Raw genomic sequence first — 20,682 nt, forward strand, 5'->3', positions numbered from 1 at the left:
ACAGGCGTCGGGGTTGTTCTGGGCCAGCCGCCGCCGGATGGTGACGGCTTCCTCGGTGGGGGCGAGGGCTTCCTCGCGTCGCCCGGCCTCGGCGAGGCTGACGCCGAGGTTGTTCAGGGAGGCGGCGAGGTTGGGCAGCCAGGCGTCGGGGTTGGTCTGGGCCAGCCGACGGTAGATGGTGACGGCTTCCTCGGTGGGGGCGAGAGCTTCCTCGCGTCGCCCGGCCTCGGCGAGCCTGACGCCGAGGTTGTTCAGGGACGAGGCGAGGTCGGGCAGCCAGGCGTCGGGGTTGTTCTGGGCCAGCCGCCGCCGGATGGTGACGGCTTCCTCGGTGGGGGCGAGGGCTTCCTCGCGTCGCCCGGCCTCGGCGAGCCTGTTGCCGAGGTTGTTCAGGGACGAGGCGAGGTCGGGTAGCCAGGCGTCGGGGTTGGCCTCGGCCAGCCGCCGCAGCGGGGCGAGACCCTGCGCGCCGGCCTGCACGGCGTAGGCGGAGAGGTAGCGTCGCAGGTAGGGATCGGCCTGATCGGGCCGTCGCCCGTCGTCTGTCTGCTCGAGCAGCAGCCGGAGGACCGCTTCCGCGGCCACCTCCGCCGTGGGGCGGCCCGCCACCGTTTGTGTCACCGAACGGAGATGGGTGACGAACTCCCTGTGGTAGAGCCGGTAGACGGCTCGTCCGTCCTGCTCGTCCTCGACGATGTAGCGGCCGTAGCGCTCGAGGACCGCGTCCACCACGTCCGGCCCGTACGCGACGCCTGTCGTTCCCAGAGTCGTGGCCATGCGCTGCCAGAGCTCGCCCGCCGGCAGTCCACGCCCCTGCGCCCAGGCCAGCGCCCGCAGCAGGTCCTCGCCGGCCGCGGGGACCGGCCTGCCCTCGATCTCGATCGGGTCGACGGTGGCGAGGTCGGCGGCGAACGCCTCGGTGATCGACCCGCCGAGCAGCGTGGCCCAGCCCTGCCGGGTGGGGTTCAGCATGCGCCGGGCAAGGGTGCCGGTGACGATACGCGCGTAGAGGAACCCGCCGGCGTCGCCGACCGCGCGCCGGGCGATCTCCGCAGCCACCAGGTCGACCTGCTCGTCGGGGTGACCACCGCCGGCCAGGCGTCGCCGTGCGTAGTCGGCGATGTCCTGCTCGGCGTGAGACTCCGCCGCCAGGTCGAAGACCCTGCTGCTCTGCGGGACCATCGTCAACGCCGCGTCACCCTGCTCGGTGGTCTCCCGCCCGTCGGCGATTCGGGCTTCGTAGGCTCGGGCCCGGGTGGCCAGCAGGATCTTGGCCACCCGGCCCAGTGGCTCGATCAGATCCATACGCAACTGGCCGGCCTGAGCTGGTGCCGCCTCGTCCAGACCGTCCAGGACGATGACCGGGGGCACGTCCAGCCGGGACACCTCGGCGACGAGTTCGGCGGGTGTGGCCGGCTGCGCCAGGCCGAGGTCGTGAGCCAGGCTGGTGATGGTGGCTGACACGTCCAGTCCACGCAGGTGCACGGCGGCATCGACGCTGCCGGTGCCCGGGTCGGCGTCTTCAGCGTCGAGAGGCGCGTGTCGAAACAGGTCCGCTCGCCGCGTCGGGTCGGACAGGGCGGCTATGCGTCCCACCACGGCTGACTTGCCGCAGCCGGCCGGGCCGGTGACCGTGTAGATGCCGGGCTGTGGCTGCCTGAGCCAGCCGACGATGTCGGTCAGGACGGCGTGGCGGCCGGTGAAGAACCAGCCCTCGTCGAGCCGGTCACCGCCCTGGGCCGCTCGGACCAGATGCTCCACCAGCTCCGGCCGGCTGGTGGGCCGCCATCGGGGGTTGTGGAACACGGGCAGTGCGTCACCAGTCTGCACATCCACCAGACGTTGGCCGCAGTCGTCCGGCCATTCCCGCAGTGCGGCCTGAATCAGGTCACTTCCGGTGATGCCTCTGGTACGCACTGCCCACTGGGCGCGGTAGGCGCCCGTCGGCCCGTCGGTGAGCAACCGGGTGAGCTGATCGACGAGCAGGCCCTGCCCGTCGGCTTCTTCGTCGGGTTGCGCGGCGGCCAGCACCCCCAGCCAGGCTCGGCGCCCCGGCGGCAGTGACTGGCGGGCCCACGCGGCGATGGTCTTTCGGGCCACCTCGACCGTCCCGGCGCCCGCGTAGCAGGTGTCCAGCACGATCAGGGCCTGGTCGGCGACGGCTCGGGCGTGTTCGGCCAGCTTCCGCGGCTCGTAACTGGTGTCGGAGAAGGCCGGGTCACTGTCGATGGCCAGCAGATGCAGCTGGCCGTCGTCGTCCTTCCTCGCGTGGCTCGACCAGGCCACCAACGCCGCTGCCGGCTGGCCCGCGGCAACGCTGGCTGCCCGCCAGGCAGCGAGCTGGCCCGGCAGGCTCTCGTGGCGCGGGTCATCGATCCGGGTGGTCCGGAAACCGAACTCGCCCAGCCTGTCGGCCAGTGCGTCCATCTGGTCCCGCGCCCCGTCCAGCGGCTGCTGCCCCGACACCGGGAGGTAGTCCTCCACCGCGACACCGAGGAAGTAGCGTGCCGGCCCCTGGTCATCCATCCTGGCCGTCCCACACCATCACGTGCCTGGTCACCGGCTGCCCGCCGCCTCGGGGTGCCACAGCCACCTCGTACAGACCGGGTGGGAGACCTCCGACGGCGCGGGTGTAACGGCCCTGGCCGCGGTTGGCCATGGTCACCGCTGGCGGTGCTGCGGTGGCGTACGCATCGGTGATCGTCACCGCCAGCGCCAGCTCGTCACTGTCGGCGGTAACGGTCACCGTGAGGGGTTCACCCGGCGACACCATCTCCGGCACCCGCACCCCGAAGGCTCGCGGGTCACTCGGGCCGCGATGGAACCGGCGGATCTGGGTGAGGGCGAACTCGATCCCCTCACGTACGCCCCGGTCGTCCGGGAGGGCGCCGTGGGCCTGCAGGTGGGCCCGCTCCCGTGGCCCCTTGCCCTGAAGCTCGGGCGGCACGGCGGACAGGAACGGCACCCGGCCGTCGCCGCCCTCGTCCTGCCCGTCGATCTCATTCGACCACACATATCCGTCGCCGTCGGGAAGCATGACGGTCGGCGTGGGCTGGGCGAAACCGATGATCGGGTGAATCTCGTACGGGGATGTGTCACAGCGATCGCGAACGCCGTCCGCGATCTCACGATGAAAGGCTTCCGCATCGGCCAGCAGGGCCTTGTCCGGACCTTCGACGGGAACATCCCGCACGTACTGCAGCCCGTCCGGTTGGGCCACGCAGGCATAGGTCGGCACCAACTGATGCAGCGAGGGCAGGCTTCGCGCCAGGGCGGTGAGCCTCGCGAGTTCCCGATCCCGCACCCTCAGCCCGTCCACCAGATACCGCAGTGCCGGAAGTGAACCCCGGTACGGAGTGCCCATGGTCACCAGCGATCGGCACATCGCCGCCCCGCCCAGCACCTCCAGGAAGTACCGGACCACCAGGCCGCCCATGGAGTGGCAGATGAACACCAGCCGGGCCTGTGGATGCCCGGCCCCGCGCCAGCGCTCCAGCGCCGGCACCACCACCCGCTCCAGTTCTGTGGCGTTGTACCGGTTGGACAGGCGCCAGTCGTAGGGGAAGACGACGAGGTTGCCCGTACGGCCTGCCTCCGTCGGGTCCAGGGTGAACCGCTGCCGCAGCCAACGCACCAACCGCCGGTAACCGACCACCGGAGACCACACGCCGGGGATGACGTGCACCCCACCCAGAACGTCGACGGCAACCACCCCGTCTCCCGGATGCTCGTCGCCGATGTCGCTGGGCAGACGCAGCGCGGCGACTGAGCCGAGAGCGCTCACCAGTCCTCGCCAACCGGCGGCCGGCGACACGTCCCATACCGGATCGCCATTTCTGGCCAGAGCGCTGCCCATGATGCCCGGAACCACCACGACGAGATCCGTAACGGGGTGTCGCTGCAAGTGTCTGCCCTTCCGCCTCGATGATCGAGATTGACGGCGGTCCGATCAGTGACGTGAAGTGTATTTGCGTGGCAGTGGCGATGATCCGGGAGAACGAGTCGTGGTTCCGACACGGGGACCGCCTGCCGTGCCTCACTACGTACCCCTGCCGTCAGGCCGAACAGGCGGGGGGGGGGGGGGGGGGGGGGGGGGGGGGGGCGCCCCCCCCCGGGCGCCCCCCCGGGGGGGCGGCGGCCCCCCCCCCCCCCCCCCCCCCACCCCCGGGGGTTCAGCTCTGCGTGACCGCCTTCCCGCTGACCCGCAGCTGGTCGATCACCGCGGCGACCTCGGGCAGCCGCTCCCGGTAGACGTTCGCGGCGAGGCGCTGCGAGTACGTCTCGTAGATCGCCGCCAGCTCACCGGCCCGCTCGATGGCGACCGCGTGGATGCAGTTGCCCAGATACTCGTTGGGGGAGCCGGGGCTGTCCGCGCCGGAGCAGGACGGTCCGAAGATGGGCGCCTGCCCGACCCGGGGGTCGATCTCCGACATGGTGTCGGGGCAGGGGTCGCCGGGCGTCGCCTGCGTGCAGGGCGCGTAGTCGGACTCGGCGATGGTGTACGCCCGGCTGATGTGGGTGTCCGGCAGTTCCCGCCCCACCGGCGCGCCGGGGTGGCGGTAGTCGCTCGGCAGCAGGTTGCCGCCGAGCAGGTACGCGCTGAGCGACGCGTCGGAGTCCAGCGCCACCGGGAAACCGAGCTTGGTGTACGCCTGCAGCAGCCGGAACGCCTTCGTGACGTCCTTGGCGGCCGAGCGGAGATCCGAGGTCGGGTCCGCGAACTTCCGGTTGACCACCTGGTAGTACTCCTTCTGCTTGCCCCACAGCATCCGGTCGGCCAGGTGGCGCGCGATGGTCAGCCGCTCGGGGTTGTCGGCGAAGCCGGCACCCGCCTCGAACGCCGGCAGGTGCACCGACTCGTCGTCGTAGGTCATGTAGTAGACCTCGTCGTAGCAGTATCCGGTGGGCGGGTTGTCCCGGGTGCTCCACGAGCAGACGATGCCGGCGCTCTTCGTGTTGCGCCACGTCCGTACGTCCATCCAGAAGTTGCCCTGGTTGACGCTCATCTGGGCGTGCACAGTCAGTTGAAGGTCCGCCCTGGTGGTCTCGAGGCGCGGCCCGGTGGTGGTCCGGTGGTTGACGAGCTCCGCGTCGTAGCAGATCCGGAAGTGCGGCTCGAACTGCTCCTTCGTGCCGTGGGCGAGCAACTGGAACGCGCTCGGCAGGTCGGCGAGCCGCACGTTGGCGGGGATGCGTACGGCCGGCAGCGGACTGAACGGCGCGCACCCGGCCATCGTGCCGTTCCCGTTGTAGGCACGCGGCTGCTGGCCGGTCCAGTACGAGCGGGTGTTCGTCAACCGGGTCGGCGGCATCTGGTCCGGCCCGTACCACGGGTTGTATCCCCCCTTGGTGACCGAGTCGCGCAGCTTGCGCAGCTCGGTGGACTGGGCGTTGACGGCCGTCCTGTAGTTGTCCACCAGCCCGGTGAACAACGCGTTGCGGTGCCCGTCCGGGGTGGGCCGGCTGAACCGGCTGGAGGCGTCCACGATCTGCTGACCGGAACGGCCGATCCGGGCGGCGAAGGAGTCGTCGCCGGTCATGTCGCCGGCCAGCGCCGGGTTCTCCAGCGCCAGGGCGGTGAAGGGCCGCGTCGACATCGTCCAGACCCCGGCGTGCGGTGTCTTCGTGGTGGCCGGGTACGACGGATCCCAGGTGCGGGCCAGGTAGGACAGGTAGTCGATGGCGCCGTAGGGGCTCTTCTCGTCGAGCACCCGCACCGGATCGACAGTCGACTGCGACCATTCCGCCGGCGTGAGGACGAAGGGCGCTCCCGCGGCCGTGGAGGTCGCGGAGGTGAACAGCCGGCCCTCCGTCTCGTCGTACTGGGCCACCGAGAGGGGACGCCCGGTGCGCGCCTTGTATCCGACGTAGGTGTTGATGACGAACTCGGTGTCGTTCAGCGCGCTCTTCTTCAGCGCCTCCTGCATGGAGAGGCTGAGCTGGTCGACCTTCGTCTCCAGGCCGTAGATCTGCTGCTTGATCGCGTCGATGTCGCGGATCACGCCGCTCAGGTCGTCGCGCATCCGCAGCAGGACCGACATGATGTCGTCGTAGATCGCGGAGAGCATCGCCTCGACCCGGTCGAACCGCTCGTGCATCTCGGTACGCAGCTCGCCGACCTGCTCGCGCAGCTTGCCGATCTCCTGCATCACCAGTTCGTGCTCGCTCGGGCCGGAGCCCATGAACATCGGCAGCAGGGTCATCACGGCGCCGAGCACGTTACCGGTCAGCACCACTGTGCTCAGCGACCCGATCGCGTCGCTGAGGCTGAGACCGGCCACAGTGGGCAGGTACTTGTTGATGGCGGTGGCGATGCCGACCGCCGCCTTGCCGATCGCCAGCACCTCCTTGCCGGCTTTCTCGTCGGCGAACCCGGCGAGCGTGGCCAGGATGGTCACCGCGGACTCGGCGGCGTCGATCGCCACCTGCCGGCCGGCGGCCTCGGCCAGCGCGGCCGTGTAGTCCTGCGGCGTCGGCTTGGGGCCGGGCCCGATCGGATACTTCAGGTCCGCGGCGGCCAGCTTCTTGATGACCTCCGCGTTCTGCTCGGCGACCTTCTCCAACGCGCCGCGCAGCTCCGTGCGCAGCTCCGCGAGGTACGCCTGCTCGTTGCCCAGGTGCTCCAGGATCGCCTCGGTGTTGACGTAGGAGGCGAGCAGCGGGTCGGCGAGCAGTTGCTCGGTGGTCGCGGTGGAGCGCACGTTGAGCTGCGCGCCGATCTCCCCGTCCCAGGCCGCCGCGAGGTCGGCGTCCTGCGCCGCCGCCCGGGTGAGCTGCCCCCACGCGCGTTCCTGCTGCGCGTAGAGCGCATCCATCCACCGGTAGTTCTGGTACGCGCTGGTCACCGCGTCCTCGACCTCGGCCGAGGCGGTGATGGTGCCGCCGACGGTGGCGTCCAGCAGCCCCTTGACCATCGGCGCTCCGATGCTGACACCGGGGACGCCGGAGAGCGCGTCGATCAGCTTGATCACCGTGGCGTACGTGGTGCGGGCGGTGGTGTCGGAGATGCCCGCCGCGTTGACCGCCTGCCGCGTGGCGACCAGGTGCCGCACCACGTCGTCGCGGGACGCGCCGGCGTTGCGGCCCCGCCAGTCGAGCAGTTCCGCGGTGACCACCAGGTTCTTCAGGCCCGCCACGCCGCCGTTGTGCGCCCGCAGGTACGCGGCGAACACCCCGTCGTGGAACTTCGCCGCCTCGTAGTCCACCGCCTCAGCCGCCACCGCCGGCGTCGGGGACACGACCACCACCGCCGCCACGACCGCGGCGACAAGTGCTCTCCATCGCCGTCGGCGGCGGGGAGCCCACACCATCACACCCACTGGGATTCCTCCGGATCACTCCGCGCCACCGGGCGGTGAGCGCAGAGCGCAGCCTGTGGCCGCGTGCGTCCCGCCGGCCAGGGGTGGATGTCCCGCACCCGCCGGACGCCGCCGCTCAACCGCGCGGTGGGGTGTCGCCGTCCCGCGTCGCCCGGGACCGGTGCCCCTGGCGGGCCGGGACGGCATGCCGGTTGACTGCCCGGCATGACCGACACCTCGCCGGACCACATCCCGGCCCATGTGAAGAACTCCTATCCGACCTGCTCCGAGTACACCCGGACGCCCCGCCTCACCCCACCGCCGGCCGTCGCCCCGGGCGCGCTGGCCGATTCGGCGAGTGCCCGGAGGTGTCCGAGTGAACCGGGGCTGACGTGACCCCGCCCGTCCGGTGCGTCAACTTGGTTGTGTGCCGCCGCCCGGCCTGGCAGCCTGGTTGCCTCGGTCTGAGGAGAGGCGGCCATGACGCGTAGGTTCCTGCGGCCGGATGACCTGCACGGCCTGGTGTCGGAACAGTTCGGCTCCGATCGGCGGCTCGCTGCCCTGGACCGGCTCACCGGCGGCACCAAGAAGGGCGTCTACCGGCTTCGGCTTGACGACCGGACAACAGTGATGCTGTACGTGTGGGCCACGGACGAGAACTACTGGCCACCGTCGCCGGCCGTCCCGGACGACCCGTTCACCGATGCCTCGGGCGCGGATCTCTTCGCCGCCGGCCACGCGGCGCTCACCGCTGCGGGAGTGCGCGTACCGCACCTGCTGATGATCGACCGGGAGCGCCGGCACCTCGACGCCGACATCGCGCTCGTCGAGGACGCCGGCGCGCTGCGGCTGGAGGCGCTACTGGAGCACGACCGGGCCGCCGCCGCCACGCCGCTGTCCGCGCTCGGTGACGCCCTGCGTCGCATGCACACCGCCTTCGGCCCGCGTTACGGCAAGGTCGCGGACGTCGGCCGGGGTGAGGCGTCCCAGGCTCGACGCCCGGAGGACGTGATCGTCGACCGCGCGCTCGGCCATCTCGACGTGGCCGCGGCCCGCGACGCCCGGCTGGCCGACGCCCATCACCGGGTCGCCGCCCACGTACGCCACCTCAGGGGCGCGGTCACCGCACGCGAGGAGTACGGGCTGGTGCACGGTGAGCTCGGCCCGGATCACGTGCTCGTCACACCGGCTGGTGAGGCCGTCATGATCGATTTCGAAGGGCTGGCGTATTTCGATGTCGAATGGGATCACGCCTGGCTGCAGATGCGCTTCGGTGAGACGTATCCGGCGCTTCGGCCGGTCGATCTCGATCCCCACCGGCTGGAGTTGTACCGGTACGCGCAGACGTTGTCCTTGATCGAAGGGCCACTGCGGATCGCGGACACCGACTTCCCGGATCGGAAGTGGATGCTGGACCTGGCCGAGTGGAACATCAACAAGGCGCTCGCCGCGATCTGACGGCGACCTCAGTCGGCCGGACCGACGTGTGCCGCGAGCAGGCGCCACCCCTCGTCCTCGTCGAGGATCCATGTGCGCGTGTAGCGGACCCGGGCGAGGAACGGCTCGCCGGCAAGGGTGCCTTCCAGCGTGCCGAGGAACCATGTCACCCCGGTGCCGCCGACCACGAGCGCCGCCAGGTCCTCCTCGTGGACCCGGGTCATCGTCTGCTGGCCGGACCGGTGCGCGTGCAGGTCGTCCTGCTTGGAGTAGAGCCGGCCGTCCGGCCCGGTGAACACGAGGCGGTCGTCGATCAACCGATCCAGCGCCGCAACGTCGGAGGACAGCTGGGCTTGTTGAAGACGCCGTTCAGCGGTGCGTAAGTCCTCGACCGTGGTGCTGTCCGCGTCGCCGTTCCCAACGGGAAAACCATCGTCCTTCACTGTAGATAAGTTAACAGCGATCTCCGGGGAGCGGTATCGGGCAGATGACCGGCTGTGCAGGTCATCTGCGGTGGCTAGGTTCGCCCGGTGCCTAACGTAATCACTGCGGCGTCCGCAGGTACCTGGACTCTCGGCGACCTGACCGTCAACCGGATCGGATTCGGCGCGATGCGCCTGACCGGCAGGGGCGGTGTGGCGAGCGACCGCGAGCGCGTCATCGGCGTGCTGCGCCGGGCGGTCGAACTCGGGGTGAACCACATCGACACGGCGGCGTTCTACTTCTCGCCGCTGCGTTCGGCCAACGAGCTGATCAATACGGCGCTCTCGCCGTACGCCGACGACCTGGTCATCACCACGAAGGTCGGGCCGGGCCGCGACCCGTCCGGAGAGTGGCTGCCGCTGGCCCGCCCCGACCAACTGCGCGGACAGGTCGAGGAGAACCTGCGCCAGCTCGGCCGGGACCACCTGGACGTGGTCAACCTGCGCCAGCACGGGCTGGAGTCGGTCGCGGAACACTTCGGCGCGCTGGCCGACCTGCGCGACGCCGGCCTCATCCGGCATCTCGGCCTGTCGAACATCCGCCCGCAGCACCTCGCGCAGGCACAGGCGATCGCCCCGGTGGTCTGCGTGCAGAACCCGTACGGCGTCGACACCCGGCGCGTGCACGACCAGCTCGTGCGCACCTGCGGGGAGCAGGGCGTCGCCTTCGTGCCGTTCTTCGCGATCGCCGGCGACGGACGTGAGGCCGGCGGGGTGGCCACGAACGAGGCGGTGGCGGCCGTCGCCCGGGCCCACGGGGCGACGCCGGCACAGGTGCGGATCGCGTGGACCCTCAGCCGCGGACCGCACATGCTGGCCATCCCCGGCACGGGCGACCCCGACCATCTGGTCGAGAACCTAGCCGCCGGGGCGCTGCGCCTGTCGCCGGAGGAACTGGCCGGCCTCGACTAGCGGCGCCCCGCCAGGAGTCCACGACCCTCGACGGAAGGTTTCCCCCTTTGCGGGCAGCGGTCACGTCCCACTCCACTCCTCCGCCGCGCGGCTCCTGGCTGGCGGCTCGAGGACTCGTCCCCGAGCGCGGCCCTCGGCGCGTCCTGGCCGTCGCGACCTTCGTCAACATGGTGGGAATCGGCGTCTTCATGACGAGCGCCGTGCTCTTCTTCACCCGCGCCGTCGGGCTTCCCCTCGCGCAGGTGGCCCTGGGGATGGGCATCGCGGCGCTCGTCGGGATGCTCGCCGGGATCCCGACGGGGCATCTCGCCGATCGGCGGGGCCCGCGCGAGATCTATCTGCTGACGCTTGTCGTCCGAGCCACCACCACGGCCGCCCTCGTCTTCGTCCACACGTTCTGGCCGTTCGTCGTCCTGGTCTGCCTCAACCAGCTCGCCCAGTCAGCCGGCGGGGCGTCACGCGGCCCGCTGGTGCGCGGCTTCGGCGGCGCGAACCTGACCCAGTTCCGCGCCTACCTCCGTTCGGTTGCCAACCTCGCCGGAGCCTGCGGTGCCCTCGTCGCCGGCGCCGCGGTGCAACTGGACACCCGCGCCGCCTACCTGACCCTGGTCGTCGGCAACGCCGTCAGCTTCGTGGCGTGCGCCGCCGTCATCACCCGGCTGCCCTCACTGCCGCCCATCGCGGTACCCCGCACGAGCGGACGCTGGATAGCACTGAAGGACAAGCCGTACATGGCCGTCACCGTGCTCGACGCGGTCATGGGAATTCAGGGCCAGGTGCTGGTCTTCGCGCTGCCGGTGTGGATCATCTCGCGTACCGACGCTCCGCGCTGGTTCGTCGGGGCGGCCGTGCTCGTCAACACCGCTCTCGTGGCGGCGCTCCAGGTCAGGGCGAGCAGGGGGATCGACACCGGTCCGGCGGCCGGGCGGGCCATCCGTCGCTCCGGGTTGGCGTTCCTGGTGGGGATGGCCCTGATCGCCGCCACGTCGACGATGCCCGGATGGCTCGCCGTGGCATTGATGACGCTGGGAGTCGCCGCGCACACGGTGGGCGAGCTGTGGCACACGGCGGGCTCGCTCGAGTTGCAGTTCCTCCTCGCGCCCGCACACGCGCAGGGGCAGTACACGGGAGTCGCCGGTCTCGGCGCGGGGCTGGCCAACGTCGCCGCCCCTTCCGTCCTGGGCCTGCTCTGCATCGCCTGGGGCGCCCCCGGTTGGCTGCTGATGGGCGCCGTCTTCGTCGCGGTCGGTCTGGTCGCCCCGGCGGTCGTCCGATGGGGTGAACGGACGCGTCCGGAGCCGGTCGTGGCCGGCTAGCCCGGCGGCTTCGGCGCTGCGTCGCGGTCCGTCCCGCGCCACTGCCCACCATCGGTCGGGGCCAGGATGGCGGCGCTGACCCCGTGCACGAAGTCCCGGACGTCGTCGGCCCGGCCGGGGTCGGTGTCCTGGCCGGAGTCGTACCACCAGTCGCGGGCCCAGACGGCGAGGTCGGCCCAGCGGGGGCAGGCGGTGGCGGTCTGGTCGGCGGCCTGCCGTTTGGACAGTTGCCGGCCGTTGCGCAGACGTTGGTAGGCGCGGCAGAGGGTGAGTACCGCGTACGCCTGGGCTCCGGGCGTGGTCATCTGGGTCACCCAGGTGGGCCAGTCACGGACGTGGTCCAGCAGGGCGGCGCGGACGCGGTCGGGTTCGACGGCGGGCAGCAGTTCGTCGGCAGGGGGTCCCAGCAGCGTACGGCCGTAGTCGTGTACGGCGGCCCAGGTCACGACGCGGTGGGTGGTGGCGGGTAGCAGGTGCAGCGACTCCCCGGGGCTGATCCGGGCGATCAGGTGGTCCCGGCCGCCGACGTCGCGGACCGCGTCCAGTGACACGTACTCCACTTCGATCCGGCCCGCCCACTGCGGGTGCCGCCGGTCGAGGTCCGCGTGCAGCCCGGCGAGTACGCCGAGGAGCTTCTCGTCCGGGTCGCTCGCGAGTACCGCGAGCAGGTCGAGGTCGCTGCGGTCGGCGGCGAAGTCCCCTGCCACGAGCGAGCCGTGCAGGTAGAGGCCGCGCAGCCGGTCGGCAAGCGCACGGCACCACGCCTCGCGGAGGTCGGCCAGAACCATGTCGGGTAGGACCACCAGGCGATCCTGCGCCACGCACCGCCGGTGCCGCCACCGAGTAGACCGATCCGGCACGCTTTGCCGCGCGGATCATCCGCGGGCCGCGCCTACACGCTCGGCGAATTGCGGTGCCGCTCCGCGATGCCCGCCCCGGCCTGACGCTGTGCATCGTGCCGGTGCTGGTCGGCGCCGGCCCGGCGGACCGCAGCCGAATCCTCGTCCGACGGGCGCCTCGTCCGGTCGCGCCGGGCGACGAAGACGACGAGTGCCAGCACCGTCACCACGACCACCGCGAGCGACACCAGCATCGTTCTCATGCTCGTTGACGCTACGGCATACGCGCCACCTTCGGCGTGCTGGCGGTCGCGGGGCTGCCCCCTCCGCCGCCGGATGGCAAGCTCAGGTGTCGTGATCGATGACTTCGCGAAGATCCGTCAGCGCCGGCGGCTCAGGTCGGCACGTCACGCGCCGGTCGGGAAGGGTGATGGGGACGCGGTGCGGAACCCGGATCTCGCGGAGGCCCGCCGGTGAGGGCGGTCATCGTCGCGGCCGCTGTCGCCTTCGTCATCTCCCTTTTCGGTACGCCGGTGGCGGTGCGCGTCTTCAGCGCGCTGAAGGCAGGTCAGCCGATCCGGTCCATCGGGCTGGCCAGCAACGAGGGCAAGGTGGGCACGCCCACGATGGGCGGCGTCGTCTTCATCGTGGCGACGGTCCTCGCGTACGTCGCCGGGCACCTCGCCCTGACCACCCTGCCCGAACGGCAGATCGCGCAGGAGGGGCCCACCATGACGGCCCTGGTGCTGCTCGGGTTGTTCGTCTTCTGCGGCGCGGTCGGCTTCTTCGACGACTTCCTCAAGGTGCGCCGGCGCAACTCCGACGGGCTGTCCGCAAAGGGCAAGCTGCTCGGGCAGGCCCTCGTCGGCGGCGGGTTCGGGGTGGCCGCGCTGTACGTGCCGAGCACGAACGGCCAGACCGTGGCCAGTGAGCACATCTCGCTCATCCGCGACATCAGCTGGCTGGATGTCGGCAAGGTCGGCGCGGTCCTGGTCTTCATCTTCGTGATCACGGCGATGTCCAACGGTGTGAATCTCACCGACGGCCTCGACGGCCTGGCCACCGGCGCGTCGATCCTGGTGCTCGGCGCGTACTCGCTGGTCGGCTTCTGGCAGTACCGGCACTGGTGCGCCGACGACGGGTACGCCCGCGTGAACGAGTACTGCTACCAGGTCCGCGATCCGCTGGAGATCGCCATGATCGCGGCCGCGGCGGCCGGCGCCTGCGTGGGCTTCCTGTGGTGGAACACGTCCCCGGCGCGGATTTTCATGGGGGACGTGGGCGCGCTCGGGCTGGGCGGCCTGATCGGCGGGCTCGCGGTGGTGACCCGTACGACGCTGCTCTCGATCCTGATCGGCGGGCTGTTCGTCATCATCACCACGACCTGGGTGATCCAGATCGTCTCGTACCGGACCACCGGCAAGCGGGTCTTCCGGATGGTGCCGCTGCACCACCACTTCGAGCTGGCCGGATGGAGCGAGTCCACCATCGTGGTCCGATTCTGGATCGTGGCCGGAGTCTGCGTCGCGACCGGCCTGGGCCTGTTCTACTCGGACTTCCTGGCGGCTGTGGGATAGCGGCGGAGCGACAGGAGACGCCGGCTCAGGCGGACCACTGCGCGGTGTCGCCGTCGCGGAGGTGGTCCAACTCCGCGAGGTACATCGCCTGGAGGCGGTCGTGGTGCCGGACCAGCAGCCCGACCTCCTCGACGCTGTAGCCCTCGACGAGCCGTTCCGCCCGCTCGGCGAAACGCTCGTACGGCCGCTCCAGGTCGGCGACCCGCTCCGGCCGTATCGTGACGACGACGCGCCGCCGGTCTGCCGGGTCGCGTTCGGCCGTGACGTAGCCGGCCTGCTGGAGCCGGCGGAGCATGCTGGTGACCGCGCCGGTGGTGAGGTTGGTCCGTCCGGCGATCTGCCCCGCCGTGGCGGACCCGGCGTCGGCCAGGTAGTCGAGGCATTCCAGATCGCTCACGGTGAGGCCCAGCCGCTCCGCGATGGCGTACCGGAACACCATGGACAGCCGCGACGTCTCCCGCCCGGCGCGCATGAGGGCGGCGACCGCTGAGGCACGGGCCGGATCACGGGACATGCGGGCAATCATGCCTCCGGCACGGTGACCCGGTGCAGCCGAGGTAACACGCGGGTCAGCACCCAGTGCGGCGCCGCCGCGCCGCCGGTGAGACGGTGCATCAGCTTGCCGGCGGTGTCGACGGCGCGGAAGGCGTACGGCACCATCTCGTCCTGGTAACCGGCGATCGCCTCCTCCACGGGTGTGCCGTTGTCCCGGGCGTCGACCAGTCGCCGGCCGAGCAGGGCGGCGTCGCGGAGCGCGGTGTTGCCGCCGTGCGCGCCGAACGGCGGCATGACGTGCACGGCGTCGCCCATCATCGTCGCCCGGGGGACCGCCCACCGGATCGGCCGCCGCCCGGTGGCGAAGAGGTTCAGCACCGTGGCGTCCAGTTCGGCCGTGTCGACCAGCCGCCGGGCGAGCGGGTGGAAGTCCCTGCTCCGGCTGGCCGCCAGGTGCCGCAGTGCCCGCAGGTCACCGCGTACGCCGCCGGGCAGCTCGTCGCGCCGCAGCAGGAGCGCCCACATGACGTAGTCGTCGCCGGTGGGGGCGTAGCTGCCCGGGGCCAGGCGCGCGAACGCCTCCCGTGGGCTCTCGCCGAACCGCATGGAGGTGAAGAAGAAGGCGCTGCCCGGCCGGTCGGCGATGGCCAGGACCCCGCTGGTACGCAGTGCGTCCGGGATGACGCTCGCGCCGTCGCGCCACAGCGGTGACCGGCCGTAGATGCCCGCCATCGGGGTGTCCGCCGGGTCGGCGTCCGGCACCAGCTGCGCGCGTAGCGCCGAGCCGACGCCGTCCGCGCCCACCACGACCGTCGCGGCTGCGGCCCCGCCGTCGGAGAACCGCAGCCGCAGCCCGGCCGGGCCGCCGCTGTCCACCGCGACGGCGGTCTTGCCGTAGTGGATGCGCCCGTCCAGCCCGGACTGCAGGATCGACCGCAGGGTCAGCCGGTCCACCTGACGGGTCTCGTGCGGGTCGTCCTTGAAGGTGACGGTGAAGGCGTCCCGCAGCCGCCTGTCGGTGAAGCGCAGCTGCCCGCCGGGCTCGTCGCCGGTGGCCAGCGCCAGGCGGTACAGCGGGCGCGGCAGGCTCTCGCGCAGTGCCGCCAGCCCGTACCGGTCGAGAATGATCCGGTAGCCCTGCCGCCGGATGAAGGGGCCCGGGTCCCGCTCGTAGACGTGCACGTCGATGCCGGCGCGCATCAGGTACTGGGCGAGGCAGAGGCCGGAGAGGCCGGCGCCGGCGATCGCCACTGAGAAGCCTGTCGATGCACTCATGGCGGTTATCTTAATCATTAAGATGATTCGGGCAAGGTCGTCGCAGGACGCGCCACTGTGCATGGTCACTCTGGACTGATACTCAAGTTGCTTGTATATTCGGCTCATGGGATCAGCTTCGCGTCCCGCGCTACGGGAACCGTCTTACTTCGTCCTTGCTGCTCTGCTCGGCGGACCGCTCCACGGTTATGCCGTGATCAAGCGGGTCAATGAGCTGTCCGACGGGCGGGTGACCCTCGCCGCCGGATCGCTGTACTCCGTGATCGACCGGCTGCTCGGCGAAGGACTCGTCACCACCGACGGTGAGGAGATCGTCAACGGGCGTGCCCGTCGCTACTACCGGCTCACCGACGAGGGCTGTCGCGTACTCACCGAAGAGGCCGACCGGCTCGCCCAGGCCGCCCGGGTGGTCATGGACCGCCTGCCACGCCGGGTCGCATCGCAGGCAATCGCCCGTCAACCTTCTACCGCGAGGATCAGACCAGCATGAGTTCCGATGTCTTGGAAAAGCGCTACCGGATGCTGCTGCGGGCCTACCCCGCCGACTACCGCCGCGAACGCGCCGACGAGCTGATCGACACGCTGATCGGCGACGAACCGACCACCCGCCGCTGGCCCAGCCTCCGGCAGGCGGCATCGCTGATCCGCGGCGCCCTACGGGTACACGGTGGCAGCACCGCGCCCCGGCCCACCGCCGTGCTGTTCTGGCAGGGCATCCACCTGGGCGCCATGGCGGTGCTGGCGTTGGGTGTGCTCATCGGCCTGGACGACATCATCGAGGCATTCCAGTTCGGCGGACTCTCGGACCCCCTGACCGTCGTCAAGAATCAGGGCGTCCACGAGATCGTGCTGATCGCCGCGCTGGTGGCGCTCGTCGCGGGCCGCGCCCGTACCGCTGCCGCCCTGGCGGTGGCTGCGGCGGTGGTGCCGACCGTGATCTCCACGTACCTGTTCTCCAACGGCCTGCCACAGTGGTGGGCGCCGATCGTCGCCGCGCCTCTGATCATTCTGGGCCTGCGGCGTCCGGCGGACGTGCCGCCGGCGCCGCGGGCGAACGCAGTTCTGGTCACCGCCGGCATACTCGCCCTGCACCTGATCCCCGCGGGCGGCTTCCGCATGGCCGACCCGGGCGTGCGGGCGGCAGCCGCCGCCATGGTGATCGTCGGCGTGGCGGCCTTCCTGTGGGTGGCGACGGCCGATCAGCGGCTGCTGATCGCCGTCGTCCCCACCCTTCTCCTGGGTACGCTCTACCAGCTGGACAACAGCGGGTTGACGGGGGAACTGCTGCGCCGGCCCGACGCGCTGCCGTCCCTGGTGGTCGCGGTCCTCATGGCGGTTGTCGCTGTCGTGTCCACCCGGCTGCGACAGCGCACCCGCGCCTGACCGACATAGGGGCGGTCCGGTCATGACCGGCGTCAGCTGATGCGTGCTCGGGCCAGTGGAGGACCTGTTGCCGAGTCCGCCTCTACGAGATCAAGCGCGTTCCGCTCGGTGCGGGTCGAGGCGCGGCAAGCCGGGCAGACCAGGGCCAGGCGGACAAGGTCTTACGTCCGGTAGGGCGCTCCACCTTGTCACCCTGGCCCTGGCCCGCTCACGGAGCAGCGTGGGCATCCGCGTACGGAGAGTCGGGGTACCGTCGATGGGTGGCGGCCGGCTGATTCGCCTGGCCTCTTGAGCTTGGAGCGGCGTTATGGCCTCGTCCGTCGATCCGCGCTTTGGGGTAGCTCTGCGGGAGTTTCGGGAGCGGCGTGGCCTGTCGCTTCGGTCTCTCGGGCAACTCGCTCATCGGAGTAAGAGCCATCTGCACGAGTTGGAGGCAGGGCTCAAGGCTCCGACGGTCGACACAGCGCGTCACCTGGACCGGATTCTCGACGCCGGGGGAGTGCTTGCTCGGCTGGTCGATGCGCCGATCGACCATGCGGCCGAGGCCGGCGAGTTGCGGGCGAGAGTCGCCGCGAGTGATGTCAGCAACGACATGCTCGAGCGGATCGAGCAGGGCGTTGACGACCTTGCCAGCTCCTATCCGACGATGGCGCCGGCGGATCTGTTGCCGTTGGTGCGGCGGCACCTCTCCTATGTGGTGCGGCTGCTGGACGGGCGGGTGACGCTTGCTCAACAGCGTCGGCTGTTGGTTGCCGGCGGTTGGTTGGCGGTGCTGCGGGCCACGGTCCACATCGATTTGCGGCAGCGGAATGCTGCGGCTGCTCATCTGCGAGCTGCTCGTGACCTTGCTGAACATGCTGAGCATCCCGAGATTCGGGCGTGGTGTCTGGAGACGCGGGCTTGGGACGTGCTGACGCAAGGTGACTACCGTTCGGCACTCGATCTTTCCCAGCAGGCTCAACGGGTCGCGCCTCAGGGCAGCTCGGCCAGGATCCAGGCTACTGCTCAGGAGGCCCGTGCATGGGCTCGCATTGGGGACGTTGCTGCCACCCGGCGAACGCTGGATCGGGTAGAGAGGTTGGCGGCGAACTTGCCCGTTCCCGAGCGAGCCGAGCATCACTATCGCTACGACCCTGCCAAGGCCGCCGCCTATACGGCCACGACTTTGGCGTGGGCCGGTGACCCGGGCGCCGAGCAGGTGGCTCGGGCCGTACTGGCCGATCTGGATCCGCACGGCGACGGGGGAGCGCGGCCACGCCGGTCGGCATCGGCGCGTCTCGACCTCGGGCTTGCTCTCGTCGCCGCCGGTCAGTCGGACGAAGCGGTTGCGCTCGGGGCGCAGGCCGTGGCATCCGGGCGAGTGGTGCCGTCGAACTGGTGGCGAGCCGCGGAACTGCTGGCCAAGGTCGAGGATCTCGGAGTGCCCGAGGCCGCGATGCTCCGTGAACTGTGCGTCGAGTACGCCCCGGTCCGACGATCAACAGCGGACAGCACGCCTGGTTAGCGGACAGTCACCTTCTGGATCGTAGGCGCACGCGGCGCGACGCTGGACCTCACTGAACCGGGCGCGGATCGAGGCACATCAGCAGTGCCTCTTCGTGCTCTCATCACGGAGGGCCAGTAGATGACGGTGCCTGTCGGGCCCCTGCGGCGACTCGTGGGCCGGTACCTCCCGTCGATTCCGACGGCGTACGGCGTCGGGCAGCGCATCCAGATGATGGAGCAGGACATTGCCCGGCGGCGGTTGCTGGACCAGGCGCGAGGCGGGCAACAGGCCCCGGCGGGAGCCGGGGACACATCGATGTCGCGGGAGCGGCGCGTCTCGTATGACGAATACCTGTCTGCCACCGCGCTGACTCTTGCTCGCAGGCACCGGCCGGTGTGGTCGTGGCGGCTCTGGCGGCGCGTCTGCCGCTGTGGGTCCGACCTGCCGTGTCGCGCCCGGCACCGGATTCCGATCGATCGGGGCCACTGGCCGTCGGAGGGTGAGCAGTGAGCAGCGAGCAGGAACAGGCGATCCTCGCGGTTCATGTCCGAGGGCTCGACGGCATGTGTGCCGGGTGCCGGGCGTGGTGGGCGCGGCTCACGCCGTACCCGTGCTGGCAGGTGAAATGGGCGACGAGCCGGCAGGCGCGGGCGATCACCGCGCGGTTCCTGGAGGGTGCGCGGTGACCACCCACGGGCCGGTCATGCCGGTGTGGAGCTGTGGCGGCTGCGACCTGCCCTGGCCGTGCCCTACGCGCAAGCGCGAGCTGCGCGCGGAGTTCATGGATGCGCCGGTGTCGCTGGCGCTGTACCTCGGCGCCTATCTCGTCCAGGCCACCGAGGACATGCCCTGGACGCCGGCGGGCGTGTTGCACCGCCGGTTCCTCGGCTGGACCAGGGAGACCGGCCCGCCCATGCCAGCCGAATCGGAGCCGGGTGTTCGACCGGGTACGGACGACCGGGCGCCACCCGCGTGGAACTGGCGGCCTACCCGCTGGATCAATGGAGCACGCTGAAGAACGCGCGCAGGTCGGCAGCGAGCAGGTCGGGCTCTTCCTGGGCGAGGAAGTGGCCGCCGACGGTGGGCTCGCGCCAGTGGGTGAGGTTGGCGTAGGTGCGTTCGGCGAACGACCGGGGCAGGCCGGCGTCCTCCACGCTGACAGTGATTCCGGCGGGCACGGCGACCATTGGCAGGTGGGGGGCCAGGCGGTCGTCACGGTAGGGCCGGAAGGACGTGCCGATGCAGTTGGTGACCCAGTACAGCATCACGGTGGTCAGCAGCTCGTCGAAGCCGAACCGGCGGGTGATGTCGCCGCCGCAGTCGCTCCAGCGCTGGTACTTCTCGATGATCCATGCGGCCAGTCCGGACGGCGAGTCGCTCAGCGCGGCCGCAAGGGTGTCGGGCCGTGTCTCCTGGATGATTCCGTAGCCCCAGTCGTCTTGGGCCTTCGCGTCGAGCATGGCGATGAACGCCTCCTCGGCCGGGCTGAGGTCGCCCCTGCGGTCCGCCGGGGGGAACTTGATGTGCTGCGAGAAGACCCCGATGACCCGATCTGCGTGGCGGGCGCCGAGCCACGTCGACACGCCGGAGCCGATGTCGCCACCGTAGGCGCCGAAGCGGTCGTAGCCCAGCCGGGTCATCAGCTCGGCCCACACGTCCGCGACAGCCGCCTCGGTCGTCGGGCCCTCGGCGAGTGGCCCGGAGAAGACGAAGCCGGGCAGGCTCGGTATGACGAGGTCGAAGTCTGCGAGCCGGGACACCAGGGGCAGCATCTCCGTGTACGTGCTGGGCCAGCCGTGGGTCAGGATCAGCGCCGTGGCATCGGGCGATGCCGAGCGGACATGAACGAAGTGGACCGGCGTGCCTCGGACCGTGGTGACGAACTGGGGGTACCGGTTGAGGGCACGCTCGGCCGCACGCCAGTCGAATTCGTCGAGCCAGTACCGCACCAGACCTGCCAGGTAGCCAGGGTCGGTGCCGGCGGCCCACGGTTCTCCCGGTGCGGCCGGCGCGAGCCTCGTCCGCGAAAGCCGAGCCCGCAGGTCCTCCAGGACGGCTTCGGGCACATCGATGTGGAAGGGCGTCACCCGATCATGGTCTCATCGCCAGGAGCGATCTCCGATCCCCCGAGGAGCGTGATTCAGGCCGGAGCCGCTGTGAGGGGGCACTATCGTGTCCACGT

17 protein-coding genes are annotated in these 20,682 nt (G+C 70.8%); 8 read left to right on the plus strand and 9 right to left on the minus strand.

The genetic code is table 11. The features are described 5' to 3' along the window. The 3 genes from ACGFIA_RS23225 to ACGFIA_RS23235 all read right to left on the minus strand — a co-directional run. The coding region (locus tag ACGFIA_RS23225; RefSeq protein WP_393261990.1) for a tetratricopeptide repeat protein at positions 1–2,526 on the minus strand (2,526 nt) is incomplete at its 3' end. Further along, on the minus strand, positions 2,519–3,856 hold the full coding sequence (locus ACGFIA_RS23230; RefSeq protein WP_357385725.1) for a hypothetical protein: 1,338 nt from the start codon (positions 3,854–3,856) through the stop codon (positions 2,519–2,521). The genes ACGFIA_RS23225 and ACGFIA_RS23230, both read right to left, overlap by 8 nt. Positions 3,857–4,172: 316 nt before the next feature. After that, the gene (locus ACGFIA_RS23235) at positions 4,173–7,238 is read right to left on the minus strand and encodes a hypothetical protein (RefSeq protein ID WP_357385727.1); all 3,066 of its coding nucleotides are present in this window, start codon (positions 7,236–7,238) and stop codon (positions 4,173–4,175) included. Between the two features lie 540 nt (positions 7,239–7,778). Between ACGFIA_RS23235 and ACGFIA_RS23240 the strand changes: the two genes are divergently transcribed. Continuing rightward, positions 7,779–8,756: an aminoglycoside phosphotransferase gene (locus tag ACGFIA_RS23240; RefSeq protein WP_357385729.1), complete on the plus strand. Its 978-nt coding sequence runs from the start codon at positions 7,779–7,781 to the stop codon at positions 8,754–8,756. Positions 8,757–8,764: 8 nt separating this feature from the next. On the opposite strand, the gene ACGFIA_RS23245 is transcribed toward ACGFIA_RS23240, so the two are convergent. Then, on the minus strand, positions 8,765–9,178 hold the full coding sequence (locus tag ACGFIA_RS23245; protein ID WP_357385731.1) for a nuclear transport factor 2 family protein: 414 nt from the start codon (positions 9,176–9,178) through the stop codon (positions 8,765–8,767). Between the two features lie 87 nt (positions 9,179–9,265). Between ACGFIA_RS23245 and ACGFIA_RS23250 the strand changes: the two genes are divergently transcribed. Next, a complete protein-coding gene (locus ACGFIA_RS23250; RefSeq protein ID WP_357385733.1) occupies positions 9,266–10,129 on the plus strand; it encodes an aldo/keto reductase in 864 nt (287 codons plus the stop codon). Between the two features lie 167 nt (positions 10,130–10,296). After that, positions 10,297–11,445 carry an MFS transporter gene (locus ACGFIA_RS23255; protein ID WP_393261994.1) on the plus strand — a complete coding sequence of 383 codons (1,149 nt, stop codon included), beginning with the start codon at positions 10,297–10,299 and terminating at the stop codon, positions 11,443–11,445. On the opposite strand, the gene ACGFIA_RS23260 is transcribed toward ACGFIA_RS23255, so the two are convergent. Then, positions 11,442–12,248, minus strand: a complete 807-nt coding sequence (locus ACGFIA_RS23260; protein WP_357471676.1) for an aminoglycoside adenylyltransferase domain-containing protein — start codon at positions 12,246–12,248, stop codon at positions 11,442–11,444. The genes ACGFIA_RS23255 and ACGFIA_RS23260 overlap by 4 nt on opposite strands. An 89-nt stretch (positions 12,249–12,337) precedes the next feature. Further along, entirely contained in the window at positions 12,338–12,547 is a 210-nt protein-coding gene (locus tag ACGFIA_RS23265; protein ID WP_357385739.1) for a hypothetical protein, read from the minus strand. Between the two features lie 210 nt (positions 12,548–12,757). On the opposite strand from ACGFIA_RS23265, the gene mraY reads away from it, so the two are divergent. After that, positions 12,758–13,861, plus strand: coding sequence for a phospho-N-acetylmuramoyl-pentapeptide-transferase (mraY, locus tag ACGFIA_RS23270; protein WP_393261997.1), 1,104 nt, complete (start codon positions 12,758–12,760; stop codon positions 13,859–13,861). A 25-nt stretch (positions 13,862–13,886) separates the two neighbouring features. Here the strand turns inward: mraY and ACGFIA_RS23275 are convergent, their stop codons facing one another. Then, positions 13,887–14,375, minus strand: coding sequence for a MarR family transcriptional regulator (locus ACGFIA_RS23275; RefSeq protein ID WP_393262000.1), 489 nt, complete (start codon positions 14,373–14,375; stop codon positions 13,887–13,889). A gap of 8 nt (positions 14,376–14,383) precedes the next feature. Continuing rightward, positions 14,384–15,631 (minus strand): FAD-dependent oxidoreductase, encoded by a 1,248-nt coding sequence (locus ACGFIA_RS23280; RefSeq protein WP_393262003.1) that lies wholly within the window; start codon positions 15,629–15,631, stop codon positions 14,384–14,386. Positions 15,632–15,737: 106 nt separating this feature from the next. On the opposite strand from ACGFIA_RS23280, the gene ACGFIA_RS23285 reads away from it, so the two are divergent. The 4 genes from ACGFIA_RS23285 to ACGFIA_RS23300 all read left to right on the plus strand — a co-directional run bounded on the left by ACGFIA_RS23285 (position 15,738) and on the right by ACGFIA_RS23300 (position 19,515). After that, on the plus strand, positions 15,738–16,121 hold the full coding sequence (locus tag ACGFIA_RS23285; protein ID WP_357385747.1) for a PadR family transcriptional regulator: 384 nt from the start codon (positions 15,738–15,740) through the stop codon (positions 16,119–16,121). A gap of 1,200 nt (positions 16,122–17,321) precedes the next feature. Further along, complete coding sequence (locus ACGFIA_RS23290; protein ID WP_357385749.1) at positions 17,322–18,518, plus strand: helix-turn-helix transcriptional regulator; 1,197 nt, start codon at positions 17,322–17,324, stop codon at positions 18,516–18,518. A 488-nt stretch (positions 18,519–19,006) separates the two neighbouring features. Next, positions 19,007–19,186 carry a hypothetical protein gene (locus ACGFIA_RS23295; protein WP_357385751.1) on the plus strand — a complete coding sequence of 60 codons (180 nt, stop codon included), beginning with the start codon at positions 19,007–19,009 and terminating at the stop codon, positions 19,184–19,186. Next, the gene (locus ACGFIA_RS23300; RefSeq protein WP_357385753.1) at positions 19,183–19,515 is read left to right on the plus strand and encodes a hypothetical protein; all 333 of its coding nucleotides are present in this window, start codon (positions 19,183–19,185) and stop codon (positions 19,513–19,515) included. Before ACGFIA_RS23295 ends, ACGFIA_RS23300 begins: the two co-directional genes overlap by 4 nt. Here the strand turns inward: ACGFIA_RS23300 and ACGFIA_RS23305 are convergent. Continuing rightward, positions 19,499–20,587 carry an epoxide hydrolase family protein gene (locus tag ACGFIA_RS23305; protein ID WP_393262008.1) on the minus strand — a complete coding sequence of 363 codons (1,089 nt, stop codon included), beginning with the start codon at positions 20,585–20,587 and terminating at the stop codon, positions 19,499–19,501. The two genes, ACGFIA_RS23300 and ACGFIA_RS23305, sit on opposite strands and share 17 nt — an antisense overlap. Positions 20,588–20,682: the final 95 nt, after the last annotated feature.

This window comes from Micromonospora sp. NPDC049203, assembly GCF_043197215.1.
Classification (GTDB): domain Bacteria; phylum Actinomycetota; class Actinomycetes; order Mycobacteriales; family Micromonosporaceae; genus Micromonospora.